Genomic DNA, 24468 nt, shown 5'->3' with positions numbered 1-24468 from the left:
TGAACCCGGAGCCACACCCTCATGAGCAACACCGACTTCGCGCTCGCCGTGGAAGATCTCACCGTCTCCTTCGACGGCTTCAAGGCCATCGACGACCTCACGCTGTACATCGACCGCAACGAGTTGCGTGTGATCATCGGTCCCAACGGGGCAGGCAAGACCACGCTGCTCGACCTGATCTGCGGCAAGACGCGCGCAAGCGCCGGCAGCATCAAGTTCAAGAACACCGAGCTCACGAAGATGGCCGAGCACAAGCGCGTGCGGCTGGGCATCGGCCGCAAGTTCCAGACACCATCCATCTACGAGAACCTGAGCGTGTTCCAGAACCTGGAGGTGTCGTTCCCGAAGGGCCGCTCGGTGTTCGGCGCGCTGGCTTTCAAGTGCGACGACGAGGTCAAGGCCAAGGTGCAGGCGATTGCGGAAGAGATCGGCCTGGCCGACCGCCTCGACACAGAGGCCGGCCTGCTGAGCCACGGCCAGAAGCAGTGGCTTGAGATTGGCATGTTGCTGATGCAGGAGCCCGAGCTGCTGATGCTCGACGAACCCATTGCCGGCATGAGCGCGCGCGAACGAGAGCTCACGGCCGACCTGCTCAAGCGCATCTGCCAGAACCGCGCGGTGATCGTCATCGAGCACGACATGGCCTTCGTCAAGCAGATCGCGCACAAGGTCACCGTGATGCACCAGGGGAGGATCCTTGCCGAGGGGCCCATGGAGAAGGTGCAGGCGGATCCCAAGGTCATCGATGTCTATCTGGGGCACTAGATGAAGCGCTGTCGTTCAGGGCTCGCTCACGACGACGGGGTACCTTGCTCCGCGAATGTCCCCCGCCCTTCGGGCTCCTCCTTTATTTCGCTGCGCAAGGCACCCCATCGACGTGATCGTTGGACAGAGCAGTCGTTGATCAGTCGTGCACCAGCGGCCTGTGCAAGCACCCCGAACACAACCCGAGAGAGTCCAAAGATATGAGCAACCTCATGCTGAAGGTAGAAGACCTGCACGTAGCCTACGGCCAGAGCGAGGCCCTGCACGGCATCTCCTTCAAGGGCCATGCCAACGAAACCATCGCCATCATGGGTCGCAACGGCATGGGCAAGACCACGCTGTTCAAGAGCCTCATGGGCGTGCTGCCGTTGAAGAGCGGGCGCATCGAAGTGGCGGGCCAGGACGTGTCGCGCGACGAGAGCTTCCGCCGCGTGGCAAAAGGCATCGCCTACGTGCCGCAGGGCCGGATGATCTTTCCGACGCTGACGGTGGAAGAGAACATCCAGACCGGCCTCGAGAACTCGAAGACCCGCCGCATCCCCGAAGAAATCTACGCGCTGTTCCCCGTGCTGTGGGACATGAAGGGCCGCAAGGGCGGCAACCTCTCGGGCGGCCAACAACAGCAGCTTGCGATTGCACGCGCCCTCGTCACCGACCCCAAGGTGCTGCTGCTCGACGAGCCCACCGAAGGTATCCAGCCTTCGATCATCAAGGACATCGCCAAGGCACTCAACGAGATCCGCAAGCTGCGCGGCATCACCATCGTCGTGTCCGAGCAGGTGCTCAGCTTTGCGATGGACGTGGCCGATCGGCTCTTCGTCATCGAAGGCGGCCGCCTCGTGCATGAGACCGCGCGCGACAAGACCGACGTGGACCACATCAAGGCCTACCTCTCCGTTTGATTTCCGTTCAACCACAACCCAACCAGGAGCCACTGCAAATGACGGACACGCTGATCAAGGTCGATCTGACCAAGTCGCCCACAGAGAACGAGTTGATTCACAACCGCTGGCACCCGGACATTCCGATGGCCTGCTGGGTCAACCCGGGCGACGACTTCATCCTCGAGACCTTCGACTGGACCGGCGGCTTCATCAAGAACAACGACAGCGCCGACGACGTGCGTGACATCGACCTGAGCACCGTGCACTATCTCTCGGGCCCCGTGGGCGTGAAGGGTGCAGAGCCCGGCGACCTGCTGGTGGTCGACCTGCTCGACATCGGCGCCAAGCAGGACAGCCTCTGGGGCTTCAACGGCTTCTTCTCGAAGAAGAACGGCGGCGGCTTTCTCACCGACCACTTTCCCGAGGCGCAGAAATCGATCTGGGACTTCAAGGGCATGTTCACCAGCTCGCGCCACATTCCGGGCGTGAACTTCGCGGGCCTCATCCACCCCGGCCTGATCGGTTGCCTGCCCGACAAGCCCATGCTCGACATGTGGAACGAGCGCGAGAAGGCGCTCATTGCCACCGACCCCGATCGTGTGCCCGGCCTTGCCAATCCGCCGTTCGCCGGCACCGCCCACATGGGCAAGATGACCGGCGAGGCGAGGGCGAAGGCCGCCGCCGAGGGTGCGCGCACCGTGCCGCCGCGCGAGCATGGCGGCAACTGCGACATCAAGGACCTGTCGCGCGGCTCCAAAGTGTTCTTCCCCGTGTATGTCGACGGCGCAGGCCTCAGCGTGGGCGACCTGCACTTCAGCCAGGGCGACGGCGAAATCACCTTCTGCGGCGCCATCGAAATGGCCGGCTGGGTGCACATGAAGGTCACCCTCATCAAGGGCGGCATGGCCAAGTACGGCATCAAGAACCCGATCTTCAAGCCCAGCCCGATCACGCCGCAATACAACGACTACCTGATCTTCGAAGGCATCTCGGTCGACGAGAGCGGCAAGCAGCACTACCTCGACGTGAACGTGGCCTACCGCCAGGCCTGCCTGAACGCCATCGAGTACCTGAAGAAGTTCGGCTACTCGGGTGCGCAGGCCTATTCGATTCTTGGCACGGCGCCGGTGCAGGGCCACATCAGCGGCGTGGTCGACGTACCCAACTCGTGCGCCACGCTGTGGCTGCCCACGGGCATCTTCGACTTCGACATCAATCCGAACGCCTCGGGCCCGGTGAAGATGATCGACGGCAGCATCGACATGCCGCTGTCGCACGACCTGCGTTGAAAGATAGCCAGGCCATGCCCACTTACGACTACGCCTGCGGCCAGTGCGGCGGCTTCGAGGCGCTGCGGCCTTCGGGCCTGCGCGACGAGCCCGCCGCATGCCCCGATTGCGGATGCGCCGCGCCGCGTGTACTTTCGGCCGCACCGCGGCTCGCGCTGATGGCCTCGGGCACGCGCCGCGCCATGGAGACCAACGAGCGCGCACGGCACGAGCCCGGCAGTTCGCGCGACTACGCGCGCTTCAAGCATCCGGCGGGCTGCGGCTGCTGCAGTTCAGGCAAGCGGGGTGCGACTGTGACGGCTCCCAACGGGGCCAAGTCCGCGCCTTCGAGGCGGCCGTGGATGATCAGCCACTGAGGCTGGCGTTTCATGGGGCAACCCCTATTGACCGGCTTCTTTTCAAGGCCCTGATTGTTTCAATCCTGTGAACGCCGTGGTTCATTTCGACGGCGTTTTTCAGGGCTCTTCAGGATCAAACTTCTCCTCACCAACCCATCACCTGAAGGAGATTGAAATGAATGCCTCGAAGATCCTCGCCGCTGCTGCCCTCTCGCTCCTGGCTGCTGCCGGAGCCCACGCAGAAACCTACGACGGCGTGCACGTCGTGAACTCTTCTGTGACCCGCGCTGAAGTCGCACCGCAAGCCGTCGCCGCCGCTCGTGCTGGCAACGAATACAGCGATGCCTCGGGCGCTGGCGCACAAGCCTTCACCTCGACCGCCAATCGCGCGACCGTGCAAGCCGAAGCCGTTGCCAAGGCACACGACCCGTTCGCCAGCCTCGACCGCCGCGCGTTCTACCGCGACGAAGTGCCGGCTGCGTACAAGAAGCCCAGCGTGTCGTTCACGCGCCAAGCTGGCCTGTAAGCACCGACCACGGCACCTTCGGGTGTTGCAAAAGAAAGAACGGGCCCTCGGGCCCGTTTTTTCATGGCCGATCACTTTGTGGTCGTTGCCAAAATATACGCATTGAGTATATATTTGCGGCCCATGAACATGCCGCAACAGGTGCTCCTTCGCGACGCGATGCGTCAACTCAACATGACGCGCGACGCATTCGCAGAGCGCATCGGCAGCCGCAGAAGGGCGCTTGACGCCTGGCTCCTGCCCGACGAATCCAATGAATTCAGGGCCATGCCCGAAGTCGCACGGCGCTTCGTGAGCGAGATCCTGGCTTCAGACGGGCGGCGCAGTGAATATACGCAAAGCGCACATGAAGGTGCCTTGCGCCAGGCGCTGGCCACTGAAGGCTCGCACCACCTGCTGTCGGTCAGCCAGTTCAACCGCGACGCCATCGACGAACTGTTCCAGCTGGCTGACGTGATGCAGCCCATCGCGCGTCGCCGCAAGGTCAGCCGCGTGCTCGAAGGGGCCGTGCTGGCCAATCTGTTCTTCGAGGCCAGCACGCGCACCCGCGTGAGCTTCGGCGCGGCGTTCTGCCGGCTGGGCGGCTCGGTGTGCGACACCACGGGCTTCACTTTCTCGTCGATGGCCAAGGGCGAATCGATCTACGACACCAGCCGCGTCATCAGCGGCTATGCCGATGCGATCGTGGTGCGGCATCCGGAGCAGGGCTCGGTCGCTGAATTCGCGCGCGCCACCAACGTGCCGGTCATCAACGGCGGCGACGGCCCGGGCGAGCACCCCAGCCAGGCGCTGCTCGACCTGTACACCATCCAGCGCGAGTTCTCGCGCCTGGGCAAGCTGGTCGACGGCGCGCACATCGCGATGGTCGGCGACCTGAAGTACGGGCGCACCGTGCATTCGCTCATCAAGCTGCTTGCGTTGTACCGGGGCCTGAAGTTCACGCTGATCTCGCCGCCGTCGCTCGCAATGCCGGCGGAAATCGTGGAGGCCGTCAGCCGCAACGGCCATGTGGTCGAGACCGCCGCCACGCCCGCGCAGGCGCTGGCCGGCGCCGACATCATCTACGCCACCCGCATCCAGAAAGAGCGCTTCGCGAACGACGAAGTGCTGGAGGGCTTCGACAACGCGTTCGAGATCAACCGCGCGCTCATCGAATCAGCCTGCAAGCCCGAGGTGGTCGTGATGCATCCGCTGCCGCGCGATGGCCGCCCCGGCTCGCACGACCTGAGCGTCGACCTGAACAATGACCCGCGCCTGGCCATCTTCCGCCAGACCGACAACGGCATCCCGGTGCGCATGGCGATCTTTGCCACGCTGCTGGGCGTGGAAAAGCTCGTCAGCCGCTCGATGCGCGATGCTGCCTGGACGCCGCCCTCGCACATCGGGCCGGACGACAGCGTGTTTCACGGGCTCGATTGAGGCTCAGCACGAGCGCGTGGCCGTCAGGCGTGCGCGAGGATGTTGACCAGCTTGCCGAACGGATCGCGCACGTAGAAGCGGCGCACGCCCCAGGGTTCGTCCGTCGGGCCGTATTCGATGGCGAAGCCCGCGGCCTTCATGCGTTCGAGGGCCGTGTCGATGTCGTCGACCTCGATGGACAGATCGGGCACTGGCGTACCCGAGCCGCCTTCCGACGCGAAGCTGACCTGCAACGTCATCTCGGCCTGCGAGCCGTAGGTCTGGATCCAGCCGTGGTCCATGAGCAGATCGAGGCCGAGGATGTCCTTGTAGAAGACAGCCGCACGCGCGGGCTCGGGCGTTGCGAAGTTGGCGACCAGTCGTTTGACTTTCATGGGGCAGGTTTTCTGATCGTGAAGGTTTGGGGTTGGCCGTCGCGCTCGACGTGCAGCAGGCCGCCTTCGATGCGGATGCCGGTCCAGCGTTCGATGCGCCCGTCCGAATGGATGATCTCGATGCTGTCGTCGGACACCACTCGGTAGTTGAACAGCGGCCCGGCCAAAGGGCCGTTCTTCTTGCCGATCATCGCGGTCACACGGCCGGTGGATCGAAAGGAGTAGCTGTTGACCAGCGTGTCGGAAACGAGGTCGAGGAAGTGGTCGATGGGCAGGGCGTGGTTCGGCGTGATCGTCATGGTCTGGCGTTCGTTGTTTCCACAAGGCAGCCTTCCGATTCAGAAGCGGCCGAATATAGAGCCTCAAGCAGTCGCACGCCGATACGTCAGCAACCGCCCCCTGTATGCCGCCCGGCTCACGGTTGCGATCTGGTCCAGCCGCTCCTCGCACATGCCGAAGCCTTCGTCCGCCATCTGCCTGTTGAATGCCGACCGGTTCCCCCGGTCCGGGTCGACGATCCACACCTCGGCGGCGGGGCTGGTGTGGCGGGCGATGAAGGCGGCGAGCAGGCCTTCCGCATCGCGCTCGTACAGCAGGTCGCTGCCGATCACGAGGTCGAACAGGCCGTGCACGTCGCCGTCGGCGCCGGTCTCCTGCATGCCCCAGTGGCCGCGCCTGTATTTCATGGGCGGCAAGGCGTTCAGCCGAAGGTTCTCCAGCAGGAAGCCGCCAGCGAGCGGGTGGCAGTCGCTCGCTGTCATGTCGTTGCCGCGCCGATGGCCGACCAGGCTTGCTAGCGCGAGGCCGCAGCCAATTTCGAGCACGCGCGCGCCCAGCACCACGGGGTGCAACGCCATGCGCGCGGCCAGTTGCGCGCCCGAGGGCCACAGCAGCCCGAACATTGGCCACGAGGCGGAAGAGATTCCCTGCGCGGCAGCCGTGCCCAAAGGGTCTGAGAACTGTTGCCGATCGAGCAGCGATTGAATGACGAGGTCGTCGGCACCCGCGATGGCGATGCGCTCCAGCTTGAGTAGATAGCCTGGCATCGAAGGGAGCAGGGTCTCGCGTGCGAGGCCCCGGTGCAGCAAAGGTGGGCCAGTATGCGCCCTTGCCGGTTGCGTGCCTTCTCACGCTCACCTAAGCAAACTCTCACTGCTGTGTAAGCGGCCTCTCACGGCCTGGTAAGTACCGCGTCCTAGAGTGAATTCATCGTCATCACTCAAGGAGACAACCATGAGATTTCGTATCGCAACCCTCTGCATCGCCGCTGTGCCGGCGCTGGTGCTGACATCGCTCGCGCACGCAGGCGGGCTGGCCGATCCCGACTACCCGCAGATCTCGCATTCGACACAGTCGCGCGATGCGGTGGCCGAGGACGCCATGCGCGCCAACAACGGCATTCACGCAACAGAGGTTCTGGAATCGCAGGTGCAGGCGCCTGTGTCGGGCGCCGACCGTGCGCAGGTGCAGGCCGAGGCGATTCGCGCGAACACCGGCATCCATCCGACGGAAGTTCTGGAATCGCAGGTGCAGCCGCCGGTGGCTTCTGCGAACCAGCCGGATGCGGCGATGACACACGCCACCAACACAACTGGCGCGACCACCTACTGAGCCGCCGCGGCGCCTTGCACGCCCGGCGTCAATCGCGCGTGAGCACGAAGCGCCTGCGGATGCCGCTTGCGGCCGAAGGCGCCACCCACAGATCGAACTCGCCGGGCTCGACGGTCGGCTTCATGTCGCGGCCGATGAAGGCGAGGTCGTCGGCCGTGAGCGTGAACTCGACGACCGCTGAAGCTCCCGGCGCGATGCCGATCTTGCGAAAGCTCTTCAGCTCGCGCACCGGCCGCGTCACGCTTGCCGCGCGCTGGCCGATGTAGAGCTGCACCACTTCTTCCGCGTCGCGCTGGCCGGTGTTGGTGACGGTGGCGCGCACGCGCAGCGTTCCCGACGTCGGCAAGCGCTCCGTACTCAGCTCGACGTTGTCGTAGCGCACCGGTGAATAGCCGATGCCGAAGCCGAAGGGGTAGAGCGCTTCGTTCGTTGCGTCCAGGTAGCGCGTCTTGAATGACGTGCCTGGCGCGTTCTCGGGCGACGGCCTGCCGGTGCGCTTGTGGGCGTAGTAGTAGGGCACCTGGCCGGCCGTTTGCGGAAAGCTCACGGGCAGGCGGCCCGAGGGGTTGAAGTCGCCGAACACGACGTCGGCGATCGCGTTGCCGGTCTGCACGCCGAGGAACCACGTGACGAGGATGGCGCGCGCATTGCGCACCGCGCCCTTGAGCGCCATCGCTCGGCCGTTGCTCAACAGCACTATCACGGGCTTGCCGGTGGCGGCCACGGCCTCGGCCAGGTCTTGCTGTGCTTGCGGCAGCCCGATGTCGCTGCGCGAGCGCGCCTCGCCCGACATCTTCTCGCTCTCGCCGATGGCGAGCACCACCACGTCGGCATCGCGCGCGGCCGCCACCGCGGCGTCGATGCCGCCGGGCAGCGTCGACTCGATGCCCGAGCCGCGCACCACGTTCACCGACGAGTTGGGCCCCAGCGCCCCGCGCAGGCCCTGGTCGATGCCCACCGGTGCCGACTGTCCGGGGAACAGGCTCCACGCGCCCATCAGGTCGACGGTGCCCTCGGCGAAGGGCCCGATCAGCGCGATCTTCGTGCCGGCCTTGGGCAGCGGCAGCAGCATGCGCTCGTTCTTCAGCATCACGATGGAGCGGCGCGCGCTCTCGCGGGCCAGTGAGATGAATTCGGGGTTCTCGGGGCGCTGCGAGGCGGGTGGGCCGTCGAGGCCGTGCATCGGGTCGTCGAACAGGCCCAGCTTCTGCTTGACGCGCAGCACGCGGCGCACGGCCTCGTCGAGCCGCTCCATGGGCACCTCGCCCGAGGCCACGAGGTCGGGCAGGTAGCGCATGTACAGGCCGCTCTGCATGCTCACGTCGGTGCCGGCCATGAAGGCCTGCTTGGCGGCCTCGCGTGGGTTGGCGGCGTAGCCGTGCTCCACCAGTTCTTCGTCGGCCGTGTAGTCGGAGACCACGAAGCCCTGGAACTTCCATTCGTCGCGCAGCACGCCTGTGAGCAGCGAGTGGTTGGCGGTGGAGGGCACGCCGCCGATTTCGTTGAAGGCGCTCATCACCGAGAGCGCGCCGGCGTCCAGCGCCGCACGGAACGGCGGCAGGTACACCTCGCGCAGCGTCTGCTGCGAGATGTCGCTCACGTTGTAGTCGAGCCCGCCTTCGCCCGCGCCGTAGGCCGCGAAGTGCTTGGGCGTGGCCAGCATCGCGTCGGGCCGCGAAAGGTCCGACCCCTGGAAGCCGCGCACGCGCGCGGCGGCGAACTGCCGCGAGAGGTACACGTCTTCGCCCGCGCCTTCGAGGCCGCGGCCCCAGCGTGCGTCGCGCGCGATGTCGACCATGGGCGCGAAGGTCCAGCGGAAGCCGTCGGCCGTGGCCTCGACCGCCGCGGCGCGCGCGGTGCGCTCGGCCAGGTCCGGCTCCCAGCTGGAGGCCTCGGCCAGCGGCATCGGGAACATGGTGCGAAAGCCGTGGATCACGTCCGCGCCGAAGAGCAGCGGAATGCCCAGGCGCGACTCGTTCACCGCAATCTGCTGCAGCCGCCGCTTGCCTTCGAGGCCGGCGTTGTTGAACAGGCCTGTGAGCCGGCCGGCGCGCACGTCGGCAGTCTCCTGCTGTGCATTGCGCCAGCCGGCCTGGGGGTTGTTGGGGGTGTCGATGTCGGCGGGGCCGTACAGGGTGAGCTGGCCGGCCTTCTCCTGCACTGTCATACGGGCGATGAGAGCCTCGATGCGGGCCTCGGGCGTCAGCGCTGCATCTGCCGCGGCAGGGGCGGCGGATGCAGGGGGAAGCAGGAGCGCGAGGGAGAGAAGGGCGGAGGCGGGAGCGAGAAAGGAAGCCGGGGTTCTGATGCGCATGGCCTCCTATTCTCCAGATAACGCCGCCATGCCCTCTCGGCGGGTTTCCGCGCTGGCCGTAGGCCTTCTCCGATAGCCAGGGCCGTGCTTACTCTGCGGTGGCGCCCGAATCCTTCGCCACCTTCACCCATTTCGTCGTCTCGCTGCCGATGAAGGTTGCGAGCTCGGCCGGCTTCATGTTGCCGGCCGTCACGCCCTGTTCCTCGAAGCGTTTCACCACGTCAGGCTGCTGCAGCACGCGCGACACCTCGGTGTTCAGGCGCTGCACCAGCTCGGGCGGCGTGCCGTGCGGCGCCATGAGCGCGAACCATGTGGTCATGTCGTAGCCCTTGAGGCCGGCCTCGTCGAGCGTGGGTACGCCGGGGTAGGCGGGCGAACGTGTCTTCGTGGTCACGGCCAGCGCCTGCACCTTGCCGGCGCGGATGTGTGGTGCGGCCGAGGGGCTGGTTTCGATGGCCATCTGGATCTGCCCGCCCATCAGGTCGGCCATCATCGGCGCGCCGCCCTTGTAGGGCACGTGCACGATGTCGGTCTTCGTCATCGAACGAAACAGCTCGCCCGAGATGTGCTCCGTGCTGCCGTTGCCCGCCGAGCCGTAGTTGACCTTGCCCGGGTTGGCCTTGATGTAAGCGACGAGTTCGGCCACCGATTTCACGGGCACCTTCTCGTTCACGATCAGCACGTTGGGCGTGGATGCGACCAGCGCCACCGGATCGAAGTCGCGCTGGAAGTCGTAGGGCAGGCGCTTGTAGAGGCCCGGCGCGATCGAATGCGCGATGGTGGCCATGAACAGCGTGTAGCCATCGGCCGGCGCCTTCGACGCGATGGCCGCGCCCACGGTGCCGCCCGCGCCACCGCGGTTGTCGATGATGACCGGCTGCTTGAGCGCTTCCGACAGCTTCTGGCCCACGGTGCGCGCGACGATGTCGGTGGTGCCGCCCGCCACGAAGGGCACGACGAGGGTGATGGGCTTGGCGGGCCAATCGGCCGCGCTGGAAGACGCCGCGGCGGTGGCCAGCAGCAGGGCGGCCATGCAGGTGCGCAGAAAAGTCGAGGGGCGTGGGAGGGAGGATTTCATGGTCTGGATGTCGTGGAGTCGTTGTTATTGGCTATTGAAAAGAGTGCGCGCTTCACGCCACGCGGTTCAGCAGCGGCTGGTTGCGTACCCAGCGCCGCAGGTTGTCGAGAAAGATCGCGGCCACGCGCGCTTCGTTGCCGTCCGAATGGCCGGCGCTGTGGGGCGTGACGATCACGTTCGGCAGGCTCCACAGCGGCGAGTCAGTCGGCAGGGGCTCGTGCGCGAACACGTCGAGATACGCGCCGGCCAGCGCGCCGCTGCGCAATGCATCGATGAGCGCCGGCTCGTCGATCACTTCGCCGCGAGAGACGTTCACGAGCCGCGCACCGGCGGGCATGCGCGCCAGCGCCGCCGCATCGATGAGGCCGCGCGTGCGATCGCTCAGCGGGCAGGCCAGCAGCAGCCAGTCGGCCTGCGGCAGCACTGTGTGCAGCTGTTCGTAGCTCACGCTCTCGTGGGCCGGCACGGCGGCCGGGGCCTCGCTCCCGCGCACGGACACGACACGAAGCCCGAGTGCCGCGAGCAGCGCACCGAGGCCTTGCCCGATCGGCCCCCAGCCGACGACCACTGCCGTCTGCCCCGCAAGATCACGCGGCAGGCCACTGCCCATGAGCGGCGACCAAGTGCGTGCGCGTTGCGCGGCCAGCAGCTGTGGAAACTGCCGTGCCAGCATCAGCACGCCTGCCAGCGCGGTCTGCACGACCACGCCGGCGTTGGCGCCCGACGAGGTCGTGACCTCCACGCCGCGCGCCCGCAGCTCGCCGTACACCGGCCGGTCGGCGCCCGCGGAATGCGCGTGTACCCAACGCAGCGAGGGCGCGTGGCGCATTGCGTCGTGAAAGGCCTGCGTGTGCGGCAGCACCTCGTGCTTGGTCGACAGGCCGGTGACGTCGCGCGAGACAAAAGCCACGTCGGCGTCGTCGCCCGGGTTCACCAGCACGTGCGTGCGTTCGCCGAGCGCCGCGGGCAGGCCGGGAGTCGTCAGCGCCGCTGCTTGCGGCGTCATCAGGATGCGCAGCGGCGAGCTCATTCGGCCGTCGCGCCCGATTCGCGCACGATCGCCTTCCACTTCTCGTACTCCTGGCGCGTGAACTTGCCGAACTGCTCGGGCGTGCCACCGACCGGGTCGGCACCCTCGCGGATCATCTGCGCCTCGAGCGAGGGCAGCGCCTCGTTCACCGACTTGTTGAGCAGCGCGATCACCGGGGCTGGCGTGCCCTTCGGCGCGAAGAAGCCGAACCACGAGCCGGCGGAGAAATCGGGGAAGCCCTTCTCGGCCACGGTCGGTACGTCGGGCAGCGAGCGCGAGCGTTTCTGGCTGCTCACCGCAATGGCCCTGAGCTTGCCCGCCTTGATGTGCGCGATGACCGATGGAATGGTGGCGAACATGAATTGCACGCGGCCCGCGAGCAGGTCGTTGAGCGCGTTAGCGCCCTTGTAGGGCACGTGCAGCGTCTCGGCCCCGATGCGCTTGCTGAGCATGTAGCTCGACAGGTGCGACGAGGTGCCGACGCCGGTGGAGCCGTAGTTCAGCTTGTTGGGGTTGGCCTTGGCGTAGGCGATGAATTCCTCCAGCGTCTTCGCGGGCACCTCGGGGTTCACCACCAGCACGTTGGGCACGTCGGCGATCTGCACCACCGGCACGAGGTCGGTGAGCGGCTCGTAGGGCAGGTTCTTGTAGAGCGTCTGGTTGACGGCCATCGGGCCGACCGAATTGACGATCAGCGTGTAGCCGTCGGCCGGTGCACGCACCACGAACTCGGTGCCGATGTTGCCGCCGCCACCGGGCTTGTTGTCGATGATGAAGGACTGCTTGAGTTTTTCCGACATGTGCTGCGTGACGGCGCGCGCGAGGATGTCGGTGGTGCCGCCGGCTGTGAAGGCGACGACCACGCGCACGGGCTTGCTCGGGTAGGCCGTCTGTGCGGTGGCGTTGAGGCCGGCGGCCAGCAGTGCCGTGGCGCAGAAGAGCTTTTGCAAGAAGCGGGAAGAAGGCTTGTCTCGTGTCATTGTTGTGTTCTCGTGGGTAGTCGGTCTGGTGTTCAGTCGCGAAAGCCCGGGTCCATCCGGTCGAGCTTGCGCAGCAGCGCAGGCCATTCCATGAGGCCGTAGGGTCGGCGCGTGCCGGGCTGGTAGTTGTTCCAGGTTTCCTCCAGCACTTGCTGCGGCACGGCCCTTAGCAGCGTGTTGCAAGACATCGCACCGATCTGCGCGCGGCAGGCCAGCTCGAGCCGGTGCATCCAGTTGAAGGCTTCGCCCACGCTGCGGCCCACCACCAGCGCGCCGTGGTTGCGGAAGATCACGGCCTCGCGGTCGCCCAGGTCGGCCAGCAGCGAGGCCTGCTCCTCGGTGTTCAGCACCACGCCCTGGTAGTCGTGGTAGCCGATCTTCAGGAATCGCATGGCGGTTTGCGTGAGCGGCAGCAGGCCGCATTCGAGCGACGACACCGCCATCGACGCCCAGCTGTGCGTGTGGATCACGCAGGCCACGTCGGGCCGTGCCGCGTGCACGGCGCTGTGGATCACGTAGCCGGCCTTGTTGATGCCGTAGTCCAGCTCGCCGAAGTCGGGCTTCGAGAGGATGTTGCCGTCCTGGTCGACCTTGATGAGGCTGGAGGCGGTGATCTCCTCGTACATCATTCCGTAGGGGTTGATGAGGAAGGCGCCTTTCTCGCCCGGCACGTGCGAGGAGATGTGGTTGGCCATCATGTCGGACATGCCATAGAGGTCCACCAGCCGGTAGCAGGCCGCGAGGTCGATGCGGGCCTGCCATTCGGCATCGGAGCATCGGCCCTTCATGGAGGGAATCTGGAGTACGCCGGGTTGTGTCATGGGGTTTCCTTCGGATGCATGGGGTTCATTCAGTCGGCGCCAAGCTGCAGGCGGTTGGGCAGGCGCTTCTCGATGGCGAACTTCAGCAAGGCGGCCGAGCGGAAGATGCCGTGCGCGAACTTGCCGTAGGGCAGGGTGAGAAACAGCGCCATCACCACGCCCAGGTGCACCGCCAGCAGCAATGCCATGAAGGGCGTGTCGCGCCACGCCAGCAGCGCAAGGCCGGTGATGCTGGTGAGCAGCAGCAGGGCGATGAAACCGCGGTCCATGGGGCGCTGCGCCACGTCGCCGTGCGCCGGGTCGCGCCGCAAGTTGAGGCACAGCAGTCCGACCGGGCCCACCACCAGGCCGATGCCGCCCGCGGTGCCCAGCAGCACGGGCAGGCTGGTGAGCGCATAGGGCGCATGCAGGCTGAACAGGTAGTGGTACAGCGTGGCCACGCAGGTCGACGCGAAGCACAGCATGAAGCCGTAGAAGGTGAAGTGGTGGAAGCGCCGGCGCCACAGGGTGAAGCGGTCGTCTTCGTTGTTGCAGCCTTCGCCGTGGCCGCCGCCCAGGTACTTCAGGCACAGTGCGTCTTGCGCGGCCTCGGCGCTGGCTGCGTTGCGTACGCCGGTCACTTCGGCAGGCACGTTGTCGCGCGACGGCGATACCTCGCGCCAGAAGCGCCGCACGCCCATGGCCAGCGCGAACATCACGAAGAGAAACACCGCGCCGAACACCAGCGCGAGAAAGTTGTGCGGAAAGATCGCGTAGAAATTGCCCGCGAGCGGCTCGTGCAGCAGCGAGCCCGACATCGCTACTGCCAGCACCAGGAAGAGCGCGAGCCCGCCGGCCAGAGCGAGCGCAACCGTGAGGCCCGCGCGCTGGTAGAGCGCACCCATTGCAGGCGGCCAGGCGTAGTCGTGATACGTCTGCATGCGCACCTGCGCCATCGCCTGCGGCACGTTCACCGCGAACTCGTGCGGCGGCGCGTACTGGCAGGCGTGCAGGCAGGCGCCGCAGTTGTGGCACAGGTTGGCGAGGTAGTGCGTGTCGGCCTTGCCGAATTCGAGCCGGCGCGTCATGGCCGGGAACACGGCGCAGAAGCCTTCGCAGTAGCGGCAGGCGTTGCAGATCTGCAGGATGCGGGCGACTTCGCCTTCGCTCGCTGTCAACGGAAGGGCGGGCTGTATCGGGATCACGCGCGACGTGGCACCGCCACCGATGCCGTCGGCATCCGCACGGGCGCGTGCGACGAGATCAGTGAGCTGCTGCAAGGGCGGTCTCCGGGGATTTCTTCGAAAGGTTCTTTGCCGCGTTCGCGGCCTGCGTGCCGGCGATGCGCCCGAAGGCCGTGCCGATGCTCATGCCGACGCCCGCCGTGTAGCCTTTGCCGAGCACGTTGCCGGCCATCATTTCGCCGGCCACGAACAGGTTGGGGCTGGCCCGGCCGCCGAAGCGCACGGCTGCCGTTTCGTCAACCTTCAGGCCGAGGTAGGTGAAGGTGATGCCGGGCCGCACGGGGTAGGCGTAAAAGGGTGCGGTGTCGATGGGGCGCGCCCAGTGCGTCTTGGCTGGCGCGAGGCCTTCGGTGTGGCAGTCGTCGAGCGCGGTGTGGTCGAAGCGGCCCACATGGCAGGCGGCGTTGTAGTCCTCCACCGTGCGCACGAAGGTGGCTTCGTCGAGGCCGATCTTGCGTGCCAGTTCGCCGAGCGTGTTCGCCTGCGTGCCGGGAAACACCGGCGGCATGAAGCGCCCGACCGCTTTCTGGTCGATGACCGACCAGGCAATCTGCCCCGGCTGCTGCGCCACGAGCCGGCCCCAGATGGCGTATCGCTTGGGCCAGAAATCTTCGCCCTCGTCGTAGAAGCGCTTCGCCTCGCGGTTGACGACCACGCCCAGCGACACGCAGTCGATGCGTGTGCAGATGCCGCCGTCGTACAGCGGCGCGCGCGCGTCGATGGCCACCATGTGGCCCTGCGACGGATCGCCGATGCTGTCTGCGCCCGCCGCGATCATGTGCTTCAGCAGCACGCCCTGGTTGAAGCGCGTACCGCGGATCAGGAAGTTGTCGGCCGGCCATTCGCCGCGCTCGTTCTGGCCCCAGGCCTCGCGCAGCCATTCGCGGTTCGACTCGAAGCCGCCTGCGGCCAGCACGCAGCTTTTCGCTGCGATGCGCTCGCCGGCCTCGGTGCGCGCGGCCACGAAGCGGTCGCCGTCGAGCTCGACCGAGGCCACGGGCGTGTCGTAGCGGATCTGCACGCCCAGCCGTTCGGCGCTGCGGAAATAGGCGTTCACCAGCGCCTTGCCGCCACCCATGAAGAAGGCGTTGGTGCGCGCCACGTGCAGCGCGCCCGACAGCGGCGGCTGAAAGTGCACGCCGTGGCTGCGCATCCAGTCGCGGCAGTTCGACGAGGCGCGAATCACCAGGCGTGCCAGATGCTCGTCGGTGAGGCCTCCGGTCACCTTCAGCAGGTCTTGCCAGTATTCCTCTTCAGGGTAGGCCTCGATCAGCACGTCCTGCGGGGCGTTGTGCATGCAGCGCAGGTTGCGTGTGTGCTGCGAGTTGCCGCCGCGCCATGCCTTGGGCGAGGCTTCGAGCAGCAGCACCGAGGCGCCGGCCTCGCGTGCCATCAGGGCGGCGCACAGCGCGGCATTGCCGCCACCGACAACCAGAACATCTATCACTCGTGGGTCTCCTTGGAATACGGGAGACTCTAGGCACGCCGGCCTTCAGGCGAAAGGCCGATCCGGGCAACGGGTGTTCAGTTTTCGAGAAGACTTGCTCCTGTCCAACTGCCATCGCGCACCAGGGCGCGCGCCGTGTCGGCCATCACCACGCGGGTGGCCAGCGCGGCGGGAGAGAGCTCGTCGTCCGACAGGCTCACGAGCAGGTTGCGGCGGCCCACGTGCGCGTCGGCGATCTGCGTGAGCTGCAAGTCGTCGCGGTCGTGCCGTGCGGTGGCGGCGCCGGGTTGGATGGTGGCGCCGTGGCCGGCGCGCACCGCGTCCATCAGCAGCGCGAGGCCGTCGACCTCGGCCACGATGCGCGGCGCGATGCGTGCCCGGGCGAAGGCCGCCATCAGTGTGGCGCGCAGACCATGGCTGCCACTGGGCAGTATCAGCGGCAGTTCGGCCAGTTGCGACAGGCGCACGCGGGCGCCGGTGGGGCGCTGCGGCAGCGTGGGGGATGCAATGACGAAGAGCTTCTCGGCCAGCAGCGGGGTCACGCTCCAGCGCCGCGGCGTGTCGGTCTGGAACAGAACGGCCAGGTCGAGCTGCCGCGCCTGCAGCATGGTCGTGAGGTGACCGGACAGCGCTTCGACCATGTGCAGCCGCACTTCGGGGTAGCGCTCGCGCATGGCGCGCATCAGCGGCACGCCGAGCACCGTGGCGGTGGTGGGTGCCAGGCCCACGCTCACGTGGCCCGAGAGCCGCGCCTGTTGCGCGGCGCGTACCGCGTCGTCGGCATGGCGCAGCGTGAGCTGGGCCTGGTGGAGAAAGGCCACGCCCGCATCGGTGGGCGCAACGCCGGTCGAGCTGCGCTGCAGCAGCCGGGTGGACAACTCGCTTTCGAGCCGGCTGATCTGCTGGCTCAGCGCCGAGGTAACGACGCCCAGCTCGACCGCCGCGCGGCCCATGCTGCGAAGCTCGCAGACCTTGACGAAGTAGCGCAGTTGCCGGAGTTCCATCGCCCGATCATCGCGCAGGCACGGCGGCCGGTGCGGGCCGACGCAACAGCAGCCAGCCGAACAGCGGCGCGGTGATGTACATCACCACCGAGTAGATGGCCGCCGGCAGCGCGAGCTGGAAGCTGCCGAGCACGCTCACCGCGATGAAGATCGCGAGCGTGGAGTTGTGGATGCCGATCTCGTAGCTGATGGCGGTGGCCAGCGGCTTGTCGAGGCCCGCGGCGCGGCTCAGGTAGTAGCCCGCGAGCAGGCTCACGAGATTGAACAGCAGCACCGGCACACCGATCTCGGCGAAGGTGGCGGCCATGGTCTTCCACTCGTTGGTGATGGCGAGCACCGTCACCACCGCGAGCACGACGCCGCTGAAGATCTTGGTCGGCTTTTCCATGCGCGCCGCGAAGCCGGGGCTGCGCGAGGCCACGAACATGCCGATGGCCACCGGCACCAGCACGATGGCGATCACCTCCACCAGCTTGCGCGTCTGCAGCGGCACCACCTGGCCGCCTTGAGCGAAGTGCCCGATGGCCCAGTTCGCGATGAGCGGCAGCGTGACGATGGACAGCAGCGTGTTCACGGCCGTCAGCGAGATGTTCATCGCCACGTTGCCGCCGAACAGGTGCGAGAACAGGTTGGCCGAGATGCCGCCGGGCGAGGCCGCGAGCAGCATCAGCCCGACCGCGAACACGGGCGACAGGCCGAAGCCCACGATGATCGCGTAGCAAGCCAGCGGCAGGCCGATGACCTGCAGCACGAGCGCGATGGTCACGGCCTTCGGGTGCTTGAAGAGGCGCCTGAAGTCGGCGAGCGAAAGCGAAAGCCCGAGCCCGAACATCACGAGCGCGAGCGCGCCGAACAGGAAGCGGGTGACGATGACGGTGGCGTCCATTGGGTTTGTCTCCTCGGTGGTTCTTGTAGTTTTGGGGCGGTAAAAAAATAGCCGCCAGCACCTGTCGTGCAGGCGCTGGCAGCCGTGGAAACCGGGTTCGACGCTGTCTTATTGTTTGTAGCTGTCGTCGATGCGGTCGAGCTTGCGGATCAGCGAAGGCCAGACGAACTGGCCGCCCAGGCCACCGGTCTGCACCTTCATCGCCTGGCCTACGCCCTCGACGATCTTCGGGTTGACTTGCGTGAGTTCGCTGCCGCCCGATTGCGCCGCAATCTGGATCTGGCAGGTGTTCTCGAAGGTGTACATCGAAAGAAAGGCGTCGGCAATGGTCTTGCCGCAGGTCAGCAGGCCGTGGTTGCGCAGCATGAGGAAGTTGGCGCTGCCCATGTCGGCCTGCAGGCGCGGCTTCTCGTCGTCGCGGAAGGCCACGCCTTCGTAGTCGTGATAGGCCAGCGAGGCCAGCACGAAGGTCGATTGCTGGCTGATGGGCAGCACGCCGTTCTTCTGCGCGCTGACGGCGATGCCGGCCTTGGTGTGGGTGTGCAGCACGCACTGGATGTCTTCGCGCGCGGCGTGCACTGCGCTGTGAATGACGAAGCCCGCCGGGTTCACGGGGTAGGGCGAGTCGATGATCTTGTTGCACTGCTGGTCGACCTTGACCAGGCTCGACGCGGTGATCTCGTCGAACATCAGGCCGTAGGGGTTGATCAGGAAGTGGTGCTCGGGGCCGGGAATGCGCGCGCTGATGTGCGTGAACACGAGGTCGCTCCAGCCGTAGAGCGCCACCAGGCGGTAGCAGGCGGCGAGGTCGACGCGAAGCTGCCACTCCTCGGCGGAGACGAGCTTCTGGATTTCGGGTTGGGAGAAGGCGTTCATGGTTTCCTCTTGTCGATGTCAGGCGGCCGCGGGTTCGGTCAGCGCGGCCTTGTAGATGCTCTGCTTCGGCTGCGCCATCACGCGGCGCAGCATGGGCTCGAACTCGCTGATGGGCAGCGTCTCGGCCTTGGGGTCGAAGGCGGGGTTGTCGTAGAGCGCGCAGAACTCGGCCGTGCGCTCGTAGTGCGGGTGGCCCTTGAAGTTGTCGCGCATGTCGCGGTCCAGGCCGATGTGGTGAAAGAAGTAGTGGCCCTGGAAGATGCCGTGGTTCTGCACCATCCAGTGGTTGGCTTCGCTCACGAAGGGCTTGAGGATGGCGGCGGCGATGTCGGGGTGGTTGAAGCTGCCCAGCGTGTCGCCGATGTCGTGCAGCAGCGCGCACACGACGTACTCCTCGTCGCGGCCGTCGCGCAGGGCGCGGGTGGCGGTCTGCAGCGAGTGGGTGTAGCGGTCGACCGGAAAGCCGCCGTAGTCGCCTTCGAGAATCTGCAGGTGCTTGATCACGCGCGCCGGCAGGCCGGTCGTGAACTGCATGAATTCGCCGCCGATCAATTGCCAGTCTTCGCGCGTGCTTTCCTGCATGCTCTTGAAACTTGCGCGTGCGTTCATCGCTGGGGTCTCCGTTCTTGTGGGGTGCCGGCCACTGTATGCCTGCGCTTGACCTTGAACTGTCAAGAATTTGACAATGTGGGGTTCTGGTAAACCCCCGCCTCGCAGCGGTTCATGCCCATGGCTGCCTCCCCTAGACCGCGTCTTTCCGCTGCGCACCGCGCCGCACTGGAGGGCAATCCGTGGTTCATGAGCATGCCGCGCGCCCAGCGCGAGGCGCTGCTGGGCGCGGCCGAACTCCACCACGTGCGGCGCGGCGCAATGGTGTTCCGCCAGGGCGATCCCATTCACGCGGCGGGCGGCGGCTTCTACGGGCTGGTGGCGGGCACCATCAAGATTTCATCGCTGCGCCAGGACGGGCGCGAGGCCATCCTCGCGGTGCTGGAGCCCGGCAACTGGTTCGGCGAAATCACGCTGATCGACGGCTCGCCGCGCACGCACGACGCCACCGCGCTGGAGGCGCTCGACCTGCTGATGGTGCCGCCCGAGGCCTTCGTGCAGCTGATGCGCGACGTGGTCTTTTCCAACGCCATCGCCGCGATGCTCGCGGCGCGCGTGCGCATGCTCTACGGGCTGGCCGAAGACGCCACGCTGCGCAGCCTGCGCGCCCGCGTGGCGCACCGGCTGCTGGTGCTGGCGCGCGGCGATGCCACGCAGTCGGTGCACCTGCGGCACGAACTGCAACTGCCGCAGGAAGCGCTGGCGATGATGCTCGGCGTGACGCGCCAGACGCTGTCGAAGGAACTCAATGCGCTGGCGGGCGAGGGCGTCGTCTCGCTGGGCTACGGGCGCATCGAGCTGTTGTCGCTCGATGCGCTGCAGAAGCTGGTGAGCACGGGCTAGGCCCGCCTGCTGCCGTCAGCGCAAGACCCGGCCGTCGGCGGAGATGCTGATCAGGTCGATGTTGCGCACGCTGTCGCGCAGGCCCGGGCGCAGGTTGATGCGGAAGCCGCCCACGTCGTAGTCGGTCATGCCCGACATCACGCGCTGCAGGCTCGCGGTGTTGAAGCCGCGGCCGGCGCGGCGCACCGCTTCGCCAGCCGCCTTGGCGGCGATGAAGCCTTCGAGGCCTTCGTACGACGCGGTCTGGTCGGAGTTGTCCACGGCCGCGAGGTATTCCTTGACGATGGGAATGGCCGAGGGCCGCGGCGACGGCACCACCTGCGAGATCACGATGCCGCCGATGTCCTTGCCCAGCGTGGCGTAGAGCGGGTCGATGCCGACGATGGAAAAAGCCATGAAGCTGCCCGAATAACCGCTCTTGCGCAGCGCGCGGATGGCGTTGGCCGTGGTGCCCGAGAGCGACACCAGCACGATGGCCTGGGGCGATTGCTGCTGCACCGTCTTCAGGGCTGCATCGAGCTTGTTGCCGGTGGGTGGCACCAGCGCGCTCGCGACCAGCGGCGTGAGCCTGAGCTCGATGATGGCCTGCTCGACGGCCGCCAGGCCGGCGCGGCCCATGGCGTCGTCGTCGCCCACCAGCGCGATGCGGGTCTGCCCCACGGTGGCGCACTGCTTCACGATCTTCAGGGCCTCGTCGATCATGCCGGGCCGCACATGGAACACGTTGGGGTGTTCGGCGCCGCGCAGCGTGTCGGAGGCCGCGAAGGGCGCGAACAGCAGGCTGCCCTGCTGCGTGGCGACGTTCGCGCCGGCCTCGCTGCTGGCCGTGCCGACGAAGCCGAAGAGCATGTCGGCCTTGTTGGTGGTGAGCAGGGTGCGCGCGTTGGCGGCGGCGCGGGCCGCGTCGTAGCCGTCGTCGAGCTGAAGCAGCTTCAGCTGCAGGCCGGTGGCGGCGTTCTTGTCGTTGAAGTCGCTCACCGCGAGGCGGCTGCCGGCGGCGAAGGCGGTGCCTATTTCGTAGGCACTGCCGGTGAGAGGCACCGATTGCCCGAGCAGCACGACACGCGGTGTGCCGCCCGCCGCGCGCGTGGACTGGGCCATGACGGGGTGGGCGATGCCGCTTCCCAGCGCCAGTGCGCCCCACGCCGCCTTGCTCAACCATTCCCTGCGAGATGGGTTCATTGGACACCTTCTTTCACATTAGTAAAAAAGTGTAGCAATAACGGGGCCAGGGGGGAAGTCGGGTGCCGGGGCGGAATTCCCTGATGAGAGGGCCCAGGAAGGGCCGAGGCCGCTCAGGCCGCGCGTTCGAACACCAGGTCCCACACCCCATGCCCCAGCTTGATGCCGCGGTTCTCGAACTTGGTGAGGGGGCGGTATTCGGGCTTGGGTGCGTAGGCCTCGGCGGTGTTGCGCAGCAGCGGCTCGGCCGCGAGCACTTCGAGCATCTGCTCGGCGTAGGGCTGCCAGTCGGTGGCGCAGTGGATGTAACCGCCGGGGCGCAAGTGCTGCGCGAGCTTGGTCACGAACTCGGGCTGGATCAGGCGGCGCTTGTTGTGGCGCTTCTTGTGCCACGGGTCGGGGAAGAACACATGCACGCCGGCAAGTGTGCCGGGCTGCAGCATGTGGTCGAGCACGTCGACCGCGTCGTGCGCGCAGATGCGGATGTTCGACAGCGACTGCTCGCCGATGCGCTTGAGCAGCGCGCCCACGCCGGGTTCGTGCACTTCGCAGCAGAAGAAATTGGTTTCGGGCAGCACGGTCGCGATGTGCGCCGTGGCCTCGCCCATGCCGAAGCCGATTTCCAGCACGGTCGGGCCGGCGCGGCCGCCGAAGGCCACAGTCAGGTCGAGGGGTTCGGGCTTGTAGGGCACGAGAAACAGCGGGCCCAGTTCGGAGAAGGCGCGTGCCTGGCCTTCGGTGGTGCGGCCGGCGCGCTTGACGAAGCTCTTGAGGCGGCGGTGCAGCGGGTGTGGCTTGGCCGCTTCTTCTTCGTCGCTGGCGTCTGGAGTGGGCGCATCTTCGCTGCGCGGGATGTCGTTGGGCACGGTGTCGGGAAAGTTCATGGAGGCCGCGAATTGTAGAGAGCGCGCCATTCGGGCACCCAACCGGCCAGGGCGTCCGCGCAGTTGGCGCCCGTGGTGCGCCGCAATCCGAGCACGCGCGCGGCGCTGTCGAGCGCGGCCAGCGCGGCGGCGGGGGAGCCTGTGTCGATGGATGTTGCGCCGTTCTGCTTCGACAGCTTGTCGCCGTCCGCGCCGCGCACCAGCGGTGTGTGCAGGTAGCTGGGCGTGGAAAAGCCCAGCGCGCGCTGCAGCAGGATCTGGCGGGCGGTGTTGTCGGCGAGGTCTTCGCCGCGGACCACGTCGGTCACGCCCTGTTCGGCATCGTCGACCACCACGGCGAGCTGGTAGGCCCAGGGGCCGTCGGCGCGGCGCAGCACGAAATCGCCGACCTCACGGCTCACGTTCTGGCACTGGCGGCCGAGGCGGCGGTCGGTCCAGCAGAGTTCGCTGCCCGTGCCGGAATCGGCCGTTTCATCCCAGGGCACGCCCGGCGTGGGTGGCCGGTCGGCCTCGAATTTTTCGGTGGCGAAGCGCCAGGCTCGCGCGGGCTTGCCGTGCAGCCCATCGCGGCAGGTGCCGGGGTAGACGCGCTCGCCGTGGCGCTCGTGCCGCTGGCCGAGTCGCGCGAGGGCTTCGTTGATGTCCTTGCGGGAGCAGCCGCAGGGGTAGGCGAGGCCGCGCGCCTGCAGCCGCGCCAGCGCGGCTTCGTAGCGCGCGGTGCGCTGCGTCTGCCACACCGGAGCTTCGTCGGGCAGCAGGCCGCAGTCGGCCAGTTGCTGGAGGATGTGCTCGCCCATGCCGGGCAGGCAGCGCTCGGTGTCGGCATCTTCGATGCGGATCAGCCAGCGCGCCTGCGGACCGCGGGCGCGCACGTCGAGCCAGCTCGCGAGCGCGGCCACCAGCGAGCCCGCATGCAACGGGCCGGTGGGCGAGGGCGCGAAGCGGCCGGTCTCCCTCATCTCCCGATCAGATGACGTCGAGCGCGAGCGACAGGCCCGAGAGGAAAGCGTCTTCGACGCGGTGGCCGGTGCACCAGTCGCCGGCCACGCCGATGCGGGCCTTGCTGTCCCAGAGGTGCGTCGTGCCCACGGGCACCTGCGTCTGCGCTTCGTTCCAGCACAGGGCCTGGGCGTGCGCGGGCGTGGCGTGGATGCCGGTGATCTCGGCGAAGGCGCGCAGCAGCTTGGCTTCGACGCGCGCGGGCGTGTCGCGCAGATGCTCTTGAGACCACGTGGCGCTGGCCTGCAGCGTCCAGCGCTCGATGGGCTCGCGGCCGGGCTTGGACGATTCGCGCGCCAGCCACGCCACGCGGTGGTGGGTGCTGCGGGCTGCATTCCATTGCGGGCCAAGGTGCGACATGGTGGGCTGGTTGGCCTGGGGGTAAGCGACCATCAGCGTCCAGCAGGGCGCGATGCGCACGGGTTCGATCTTGCGGCTGAGCGTGGCCGAGAGCTTGCCGTCGCCCAGCAGTGCACGGGTGCGTGCGGGCGGCACGGCGAGCAGCACGGCGTCGAAGCCGGAATACACGTGTTGCGAATCGTCGGCGCCCGCGGTGCGCAGTTGCCAGCGCTTCGCATCGAGCGCATCGGGCTCGATCTGCGTGACCTGCGTGCCGGTAATGAGGCTGTCGCCCAGCGGCTTGGCCCAGTGGGCGGCCAGCGCGTCCATGCCGGGCTGCGCCACCCAGTGGGGCTCGAGCGAGGGAAGGGCCGCCTCGGCCACGCGGCCATGGGCGTCGAGCACGCGCACGAGGTTGGCGCTCCAGCGCTTGCACAGGCCGGGCGTGCTTTCGAGCGCCAGCGCAAAGCGCGGGTCGCGCACGGTGAAGTACTGCGCGCCGCTGTCGAAGCGGCCGAAGGCGGTGTCGATGCTCGCCATGCGCCCGCCGGCCGTGGCTTCGCGTTCGAACAGCGTGACCTTGTGGCCGGCCTGCACCAGCGTTCGTGCACAAGCCACCCCGGCGATGCCGGCGCCGATGACGGCGAAATTGCGCGGCACGCGCGGGGTGGCTGGGGTTCGGTGACGGTCGGCGGCCTTGGCCGGCTTCTTTGCAGTTGCGCGAGTGCTCATGACGAACTCTTTTCT

At 67.2% G+C, this 24468-nt stretch carries 26 protein-coding genes; 8 read left to right on the top strand and 18 right to left on the bottom strand.

The window, feature by feature from the left end; genetic code table 11:
* Positions 1–21: 21 nt before the first annotated feature.
* From urtD to BLW48_RS15660, 6 genes are all read left to right on the top strand, one after another.
* Positions 22–765 carry an urea ABC transporter ATP-binding protein UrtD gene (urtD, locus tag BLW48_RS15685; protein ID WP_093055857.1) on the top strand — a complete coding sequence of 248 codons (744 nt, stop codon included), beginning with the start codon at positions 22–24 and terminating at the stop codon, positions 763–765.
* A 212-nt stretch (positions 766–977) separates the two neighbouring features.
* Entirely contained in the window at positions 978–1667 is a 690-nt protein-coding gene (urtE, locus tag BLW48_RS15680) for an urea ABC transporter ATP-binding subunit UrtE (protein ID WP_093176382.1), read from the top strand.
* 38 nt (positions 1668–1705) lie between these two features.
* Positions 1706–2938 (top strand): formamidase, encoded by a 1233-nt coding sequence (fmdA, locus tag BLW48_RS15675; RefSeq protein ID WP_093176047.1) that lies wholly within the window; start codon positions 1706–1708, stop codon positions 2936–2938.
* A gap of 14 nt (positions 2939–2952) precedes the next feature.
* A complete protein-coding gene (locus tag BLW48_RS15670; protein WP_093176044.1) occupies positions 2953–3294 on the top strand; it encodes a zinc ribbon domain-containing protein in 342 nt (113 codons plus the stop codon).
* A gap of 157 nt (positions 3295–3451) precedes the next feature.
* Positions 3452–3802, top strand: a complete 351-nt coding sequence (locus tag BLW48_RS15665) for an alpha/beta hydrolase (RefSeq protein WP_093055861.1) — start codon at positions 3452–3454, stop codon at positions 3800–3802.
* Between the two features lie 123 nt (positions 3803–3925).
* Positions 3926–5221, top strand: coding sequence for an aspartate carbamoyltransferase (locus tag BLW48_RS15660; protein ID WP_093055863.1), 1296 nt, complete (start codon positions 3926–3928; stop codon positions 5219–5221).
* 23 nt (positions 5222–5244) lie between these two features.
* Here BLW48_RS15660 and BLW48_RS15655 read toward each other — a convergent pair whose 3' ends face one another.
* From BLW48_RS15655 to BLW48_RS15645, 3 genes are all read right to left on the bottom strand, one after another.
* Entirely contained in the window at positions 5245–5595 is a 351-nt protein-coding gene (locus BLW48_RS15655) for a VOC family protein (protein ID WP_093176041.1), read from the bottom strand.
* On the bottom strand, positions 5592–5894 hold the full coding sequence (locus tag BLW48_RS15650) for a hypothetical protein (RefSeq protein ID WP_093176038.1): 303 nt from the start codon (positions 5892–5894) through the stop codon (positions 5592–5594). Before BLW48_RS15650 ends, BLW48_RS15655 begins: the two co-directional genes overlap by 4 nt.
* A 63-nt stretch (positions 5895–5957) precedes the next feature.
* Entirely contained in the window at positions 5958–6641 is a 684-nt protein-coding gene (locus BLW48_RS15645) for a class I SAM-dependent methyltransferase (RefSeq protein ID WP_093176379.1), read from the bottom strand.
* Positions 6642–6828: 187 nt separating this feature from the next.
* Here BLW48_RS15645 and BLW48_RS15640 point away from each other — a divergent pair, with 187 nt between their 5' ends.
* Positions 6829–7206, top strand: coding sequence for a hypothetical protein (locus tag BLW48_RS15640; protein ID WP_093073610.1), 378 nt, complete (start codon positions 6829–6831; stop codon positions 7204–7206).
* Between the two features lie 28 nt (positions 7207–7234).
* Here the strand turns inward: BLW48_RS15640 and BLW48_RS15635 are convergent, their stop codons facing one another.
* From BLW48_RS15635 to BLW48_RS15585, 11 genes are all read right to left on the bottom strand, one after another.
* Positions 7235–9520 (bottom strand): glycoside hydrolase family 3 N-terminal domain-containing protein, encoded by a 2286-nt coding sequence (locus BLW48_RS15635; protein ID WP_093176036.1) that lies wholly within the window; start codon positions 9518–9520, stop codon positions 7235–7237.
* An 88-nt stretch (positions 9521–9608) separates the two neighbouring features.
* Positions 9609–10598: a tripartite tricarboxylate transporter substrate binding protein gene (locus tag BLW48_RS15630; protein WP_093176033.1), complete on the bottom strand. Its 990-nt coding sequence runs from the start codon at positions 10596–10598 to the stop codon at positions 9609–9611.
* A gap of 52 nt (positions 10599–10650) precedes the next feature.
* On the bottom strand, positions 10651–11628 hold the full coding sequence (locus BLW48_RS15625; RefSeq protein WP_093176030.1) for a D-2-hydroxyacid dehydrogenase: 978 nt from the start codon (positions 11626–11628) through the stop codon (positions 10651–10653).
* Positions 11625–12608, bottom strand: coding sequence for a Bug family tripartite tricarboxylate transporter substrate binding protein (locus BLW48_RS15620; RefSeq protein ID WP_093176028.1), 984 nt, complete (start codon positions 12606–12608; stop codon positions 11625–11627). The genes BLW48_RS15625 and BLW48_RS15620 overlap by 4 nt, the downstream gene beginning before the upstream one ends.
* A gap of 32 nt (positions 12609–12640) precedes the next feature.
* Entirely contained in the window at positions 12641–13429 is a 789-nt protein-coding gene (locus BLW48_RS15615) for a class II aldolase/adducin family protein (protein WP_093055881.1), read from the bottom strand.
* Positions 13430–13458: 29 nt separating this feature from the next.
* Positions 13459–14688: a tricarballylate utilization 4Fe-4S protein TcuB gene (tcuB, locus tag BLW48_RS15610; RefSeq protein WP_093176025.1), complete on the bottom strand. Its 1230-nt coding sequence runs from the start codon at positions 14686–14688 to the stop codon at positions 13459–13461.
* On the bottom strand, positions 14672–16099 hold the full coding sequence (gene tcuA / locus BLW48_RS15605; protein WP_093176022.1) for an FAD-dependent tricarballylate dehydrogenase TcuA: 1428 nt from the start codon (positions 16097–16099) through the stop codon (positions 14672–14674). Before tcuA ends, tcuB begins: the two co-directional genes overlap by 17 nt.
* A gap of 77 nt (positions 16100–16176) precedes the next feature.
* A complete protein-coding gene (locus tag BLW48_RS15600; RefSeq protein ID WP_093055887.1) occupies positions 16177–17103 on the bottom strand; it encodes a LysR family transcriptional regulator in 927 nt (308 codons plus the stop codon).
* 7 nt (positions 17104–17110) lie between these two features.
* Positions 17111–17989 carry a bile acid:sodium symporter family protein gene (locus BLW48_RS15595; RefSeq protein ID WP_093176020.1) on the bottom strand — a complete coding sequence of 293 codons (879 nt, stop codon included), beginning with the start codon at positions 17987–17989 and terminating at the stop codon, positions 17111–17113.
* Between the two features lie 108 nt (positions 17990–18097).
* The gene (locus BLW48_RS15590) at positions 18098–18865 is read right to left on the bottom strand and encodes a class II aldolase/adducin family protein (RefSeq protein ID WP_093055891.1); all 768 of its coding nucleotides are present in this window, start codon (positions 18863–18865) and stop codon (positions 18098–18100) included.
* Positions 18866–18883: 18 nt separating this feature from the next.
* Positions 18884–19474 (bottom strand): HD domain-containing protein, encoded by a 591-nt coding sequence (locus BLW48_RS15585; RefSeq protein WP_093176018.1) that lies wholly within the window; start codon positions 19472–19474, stop codon positions 18884–18886.
* Positions 19475–19594: 120 nt separating this feature from the next.
* Here BLW48_RS15585 and BLW48_RS15580 point away from each other — a divergent pair, with 120 nt between their 5' ends.
* Positions 19595–20317 (top strand): Crp/Fnr family transcriptional regulator, encoded by a 723-nt coding sequence (locus BLW48_RS15580; RefSeq protein ID WP_093055895.1) that lies wholly within the window; start codon positions 19595–19597, stop codon positions 20315–20317.
* 15 nt (positions 20318–20332) lie between these two features.
* Here BLW48_RS15580 and BLW48_RS15575 read toward each other — a convergent pair whose 3' ends face one another.
* From BLW48_RS15575 to BLW48_RS15560, 4 genes are all read right to left on the bottom strand, one after another.
* Entirely contained in the window at positions 20333–21499 is a 1167-nt protein-coding gene (locus tag BLW48_RS15575; RefSeq protein WP_093176016.1) for an ABC transporter substrate-binding protein, read from the bottom strand.
* 113 nt (positions 21500–21612) lie between these two features.
* The gene (trmB, locus tag BLW48_RS15570; protein ID WP_093176013.1) at positions 21613–22383 is read right to left on the bottom strand and encodes a tRNA (guanosine(46)-N7)-methyltransferase TrmB; all 771 of its coding nucleotides are present in this window, start codon (positions 22381–22383) and stop codon (positions 21613–21615) included.
* Positions 22380–23342 carry a tRNA glutamyl-Q(34) synthetase GluQRS gene (gluQRS, locus tag BLW48_RS15565; RefSeq protein WP_093176011.1) on the bottom strand — a complete coding sequence of 321 codons (963 nt, stop codon included), beginning with the start codon at positions 23340–23342 and terminating at the stop codon, positions 22380–22382. Before gluQRS ends, trmB begins: the two co-directional genes overlap by 4 nt.
* Before the next feature lie 7 nt (positions 23343–23349).
* Complete coding sequence (locus tag BLW48_RS15560) at positions 23350–24453, bottom strand: NAD(P)/FAD-dependent oxidoreductase (RefSeq protein WP_093176008.1); 1104 nt, start codon at positions 24451–24453, stop codon at positions 23350–23352.
* Positions 24454–24468: the final 15 nt, after the last annotated feature.

This window comes from Variovorax sp. YR266, from assembly GCF_900107295.1.
Lineage (GTDB): Bacteria > Pseudomonadota > Gammaproteobacteria > Burkholderiales > Burkholderiaceae_C > Variovorax.
This window is presented reverse-complemented; position numbering and strand designations above follow the sequence as displayed.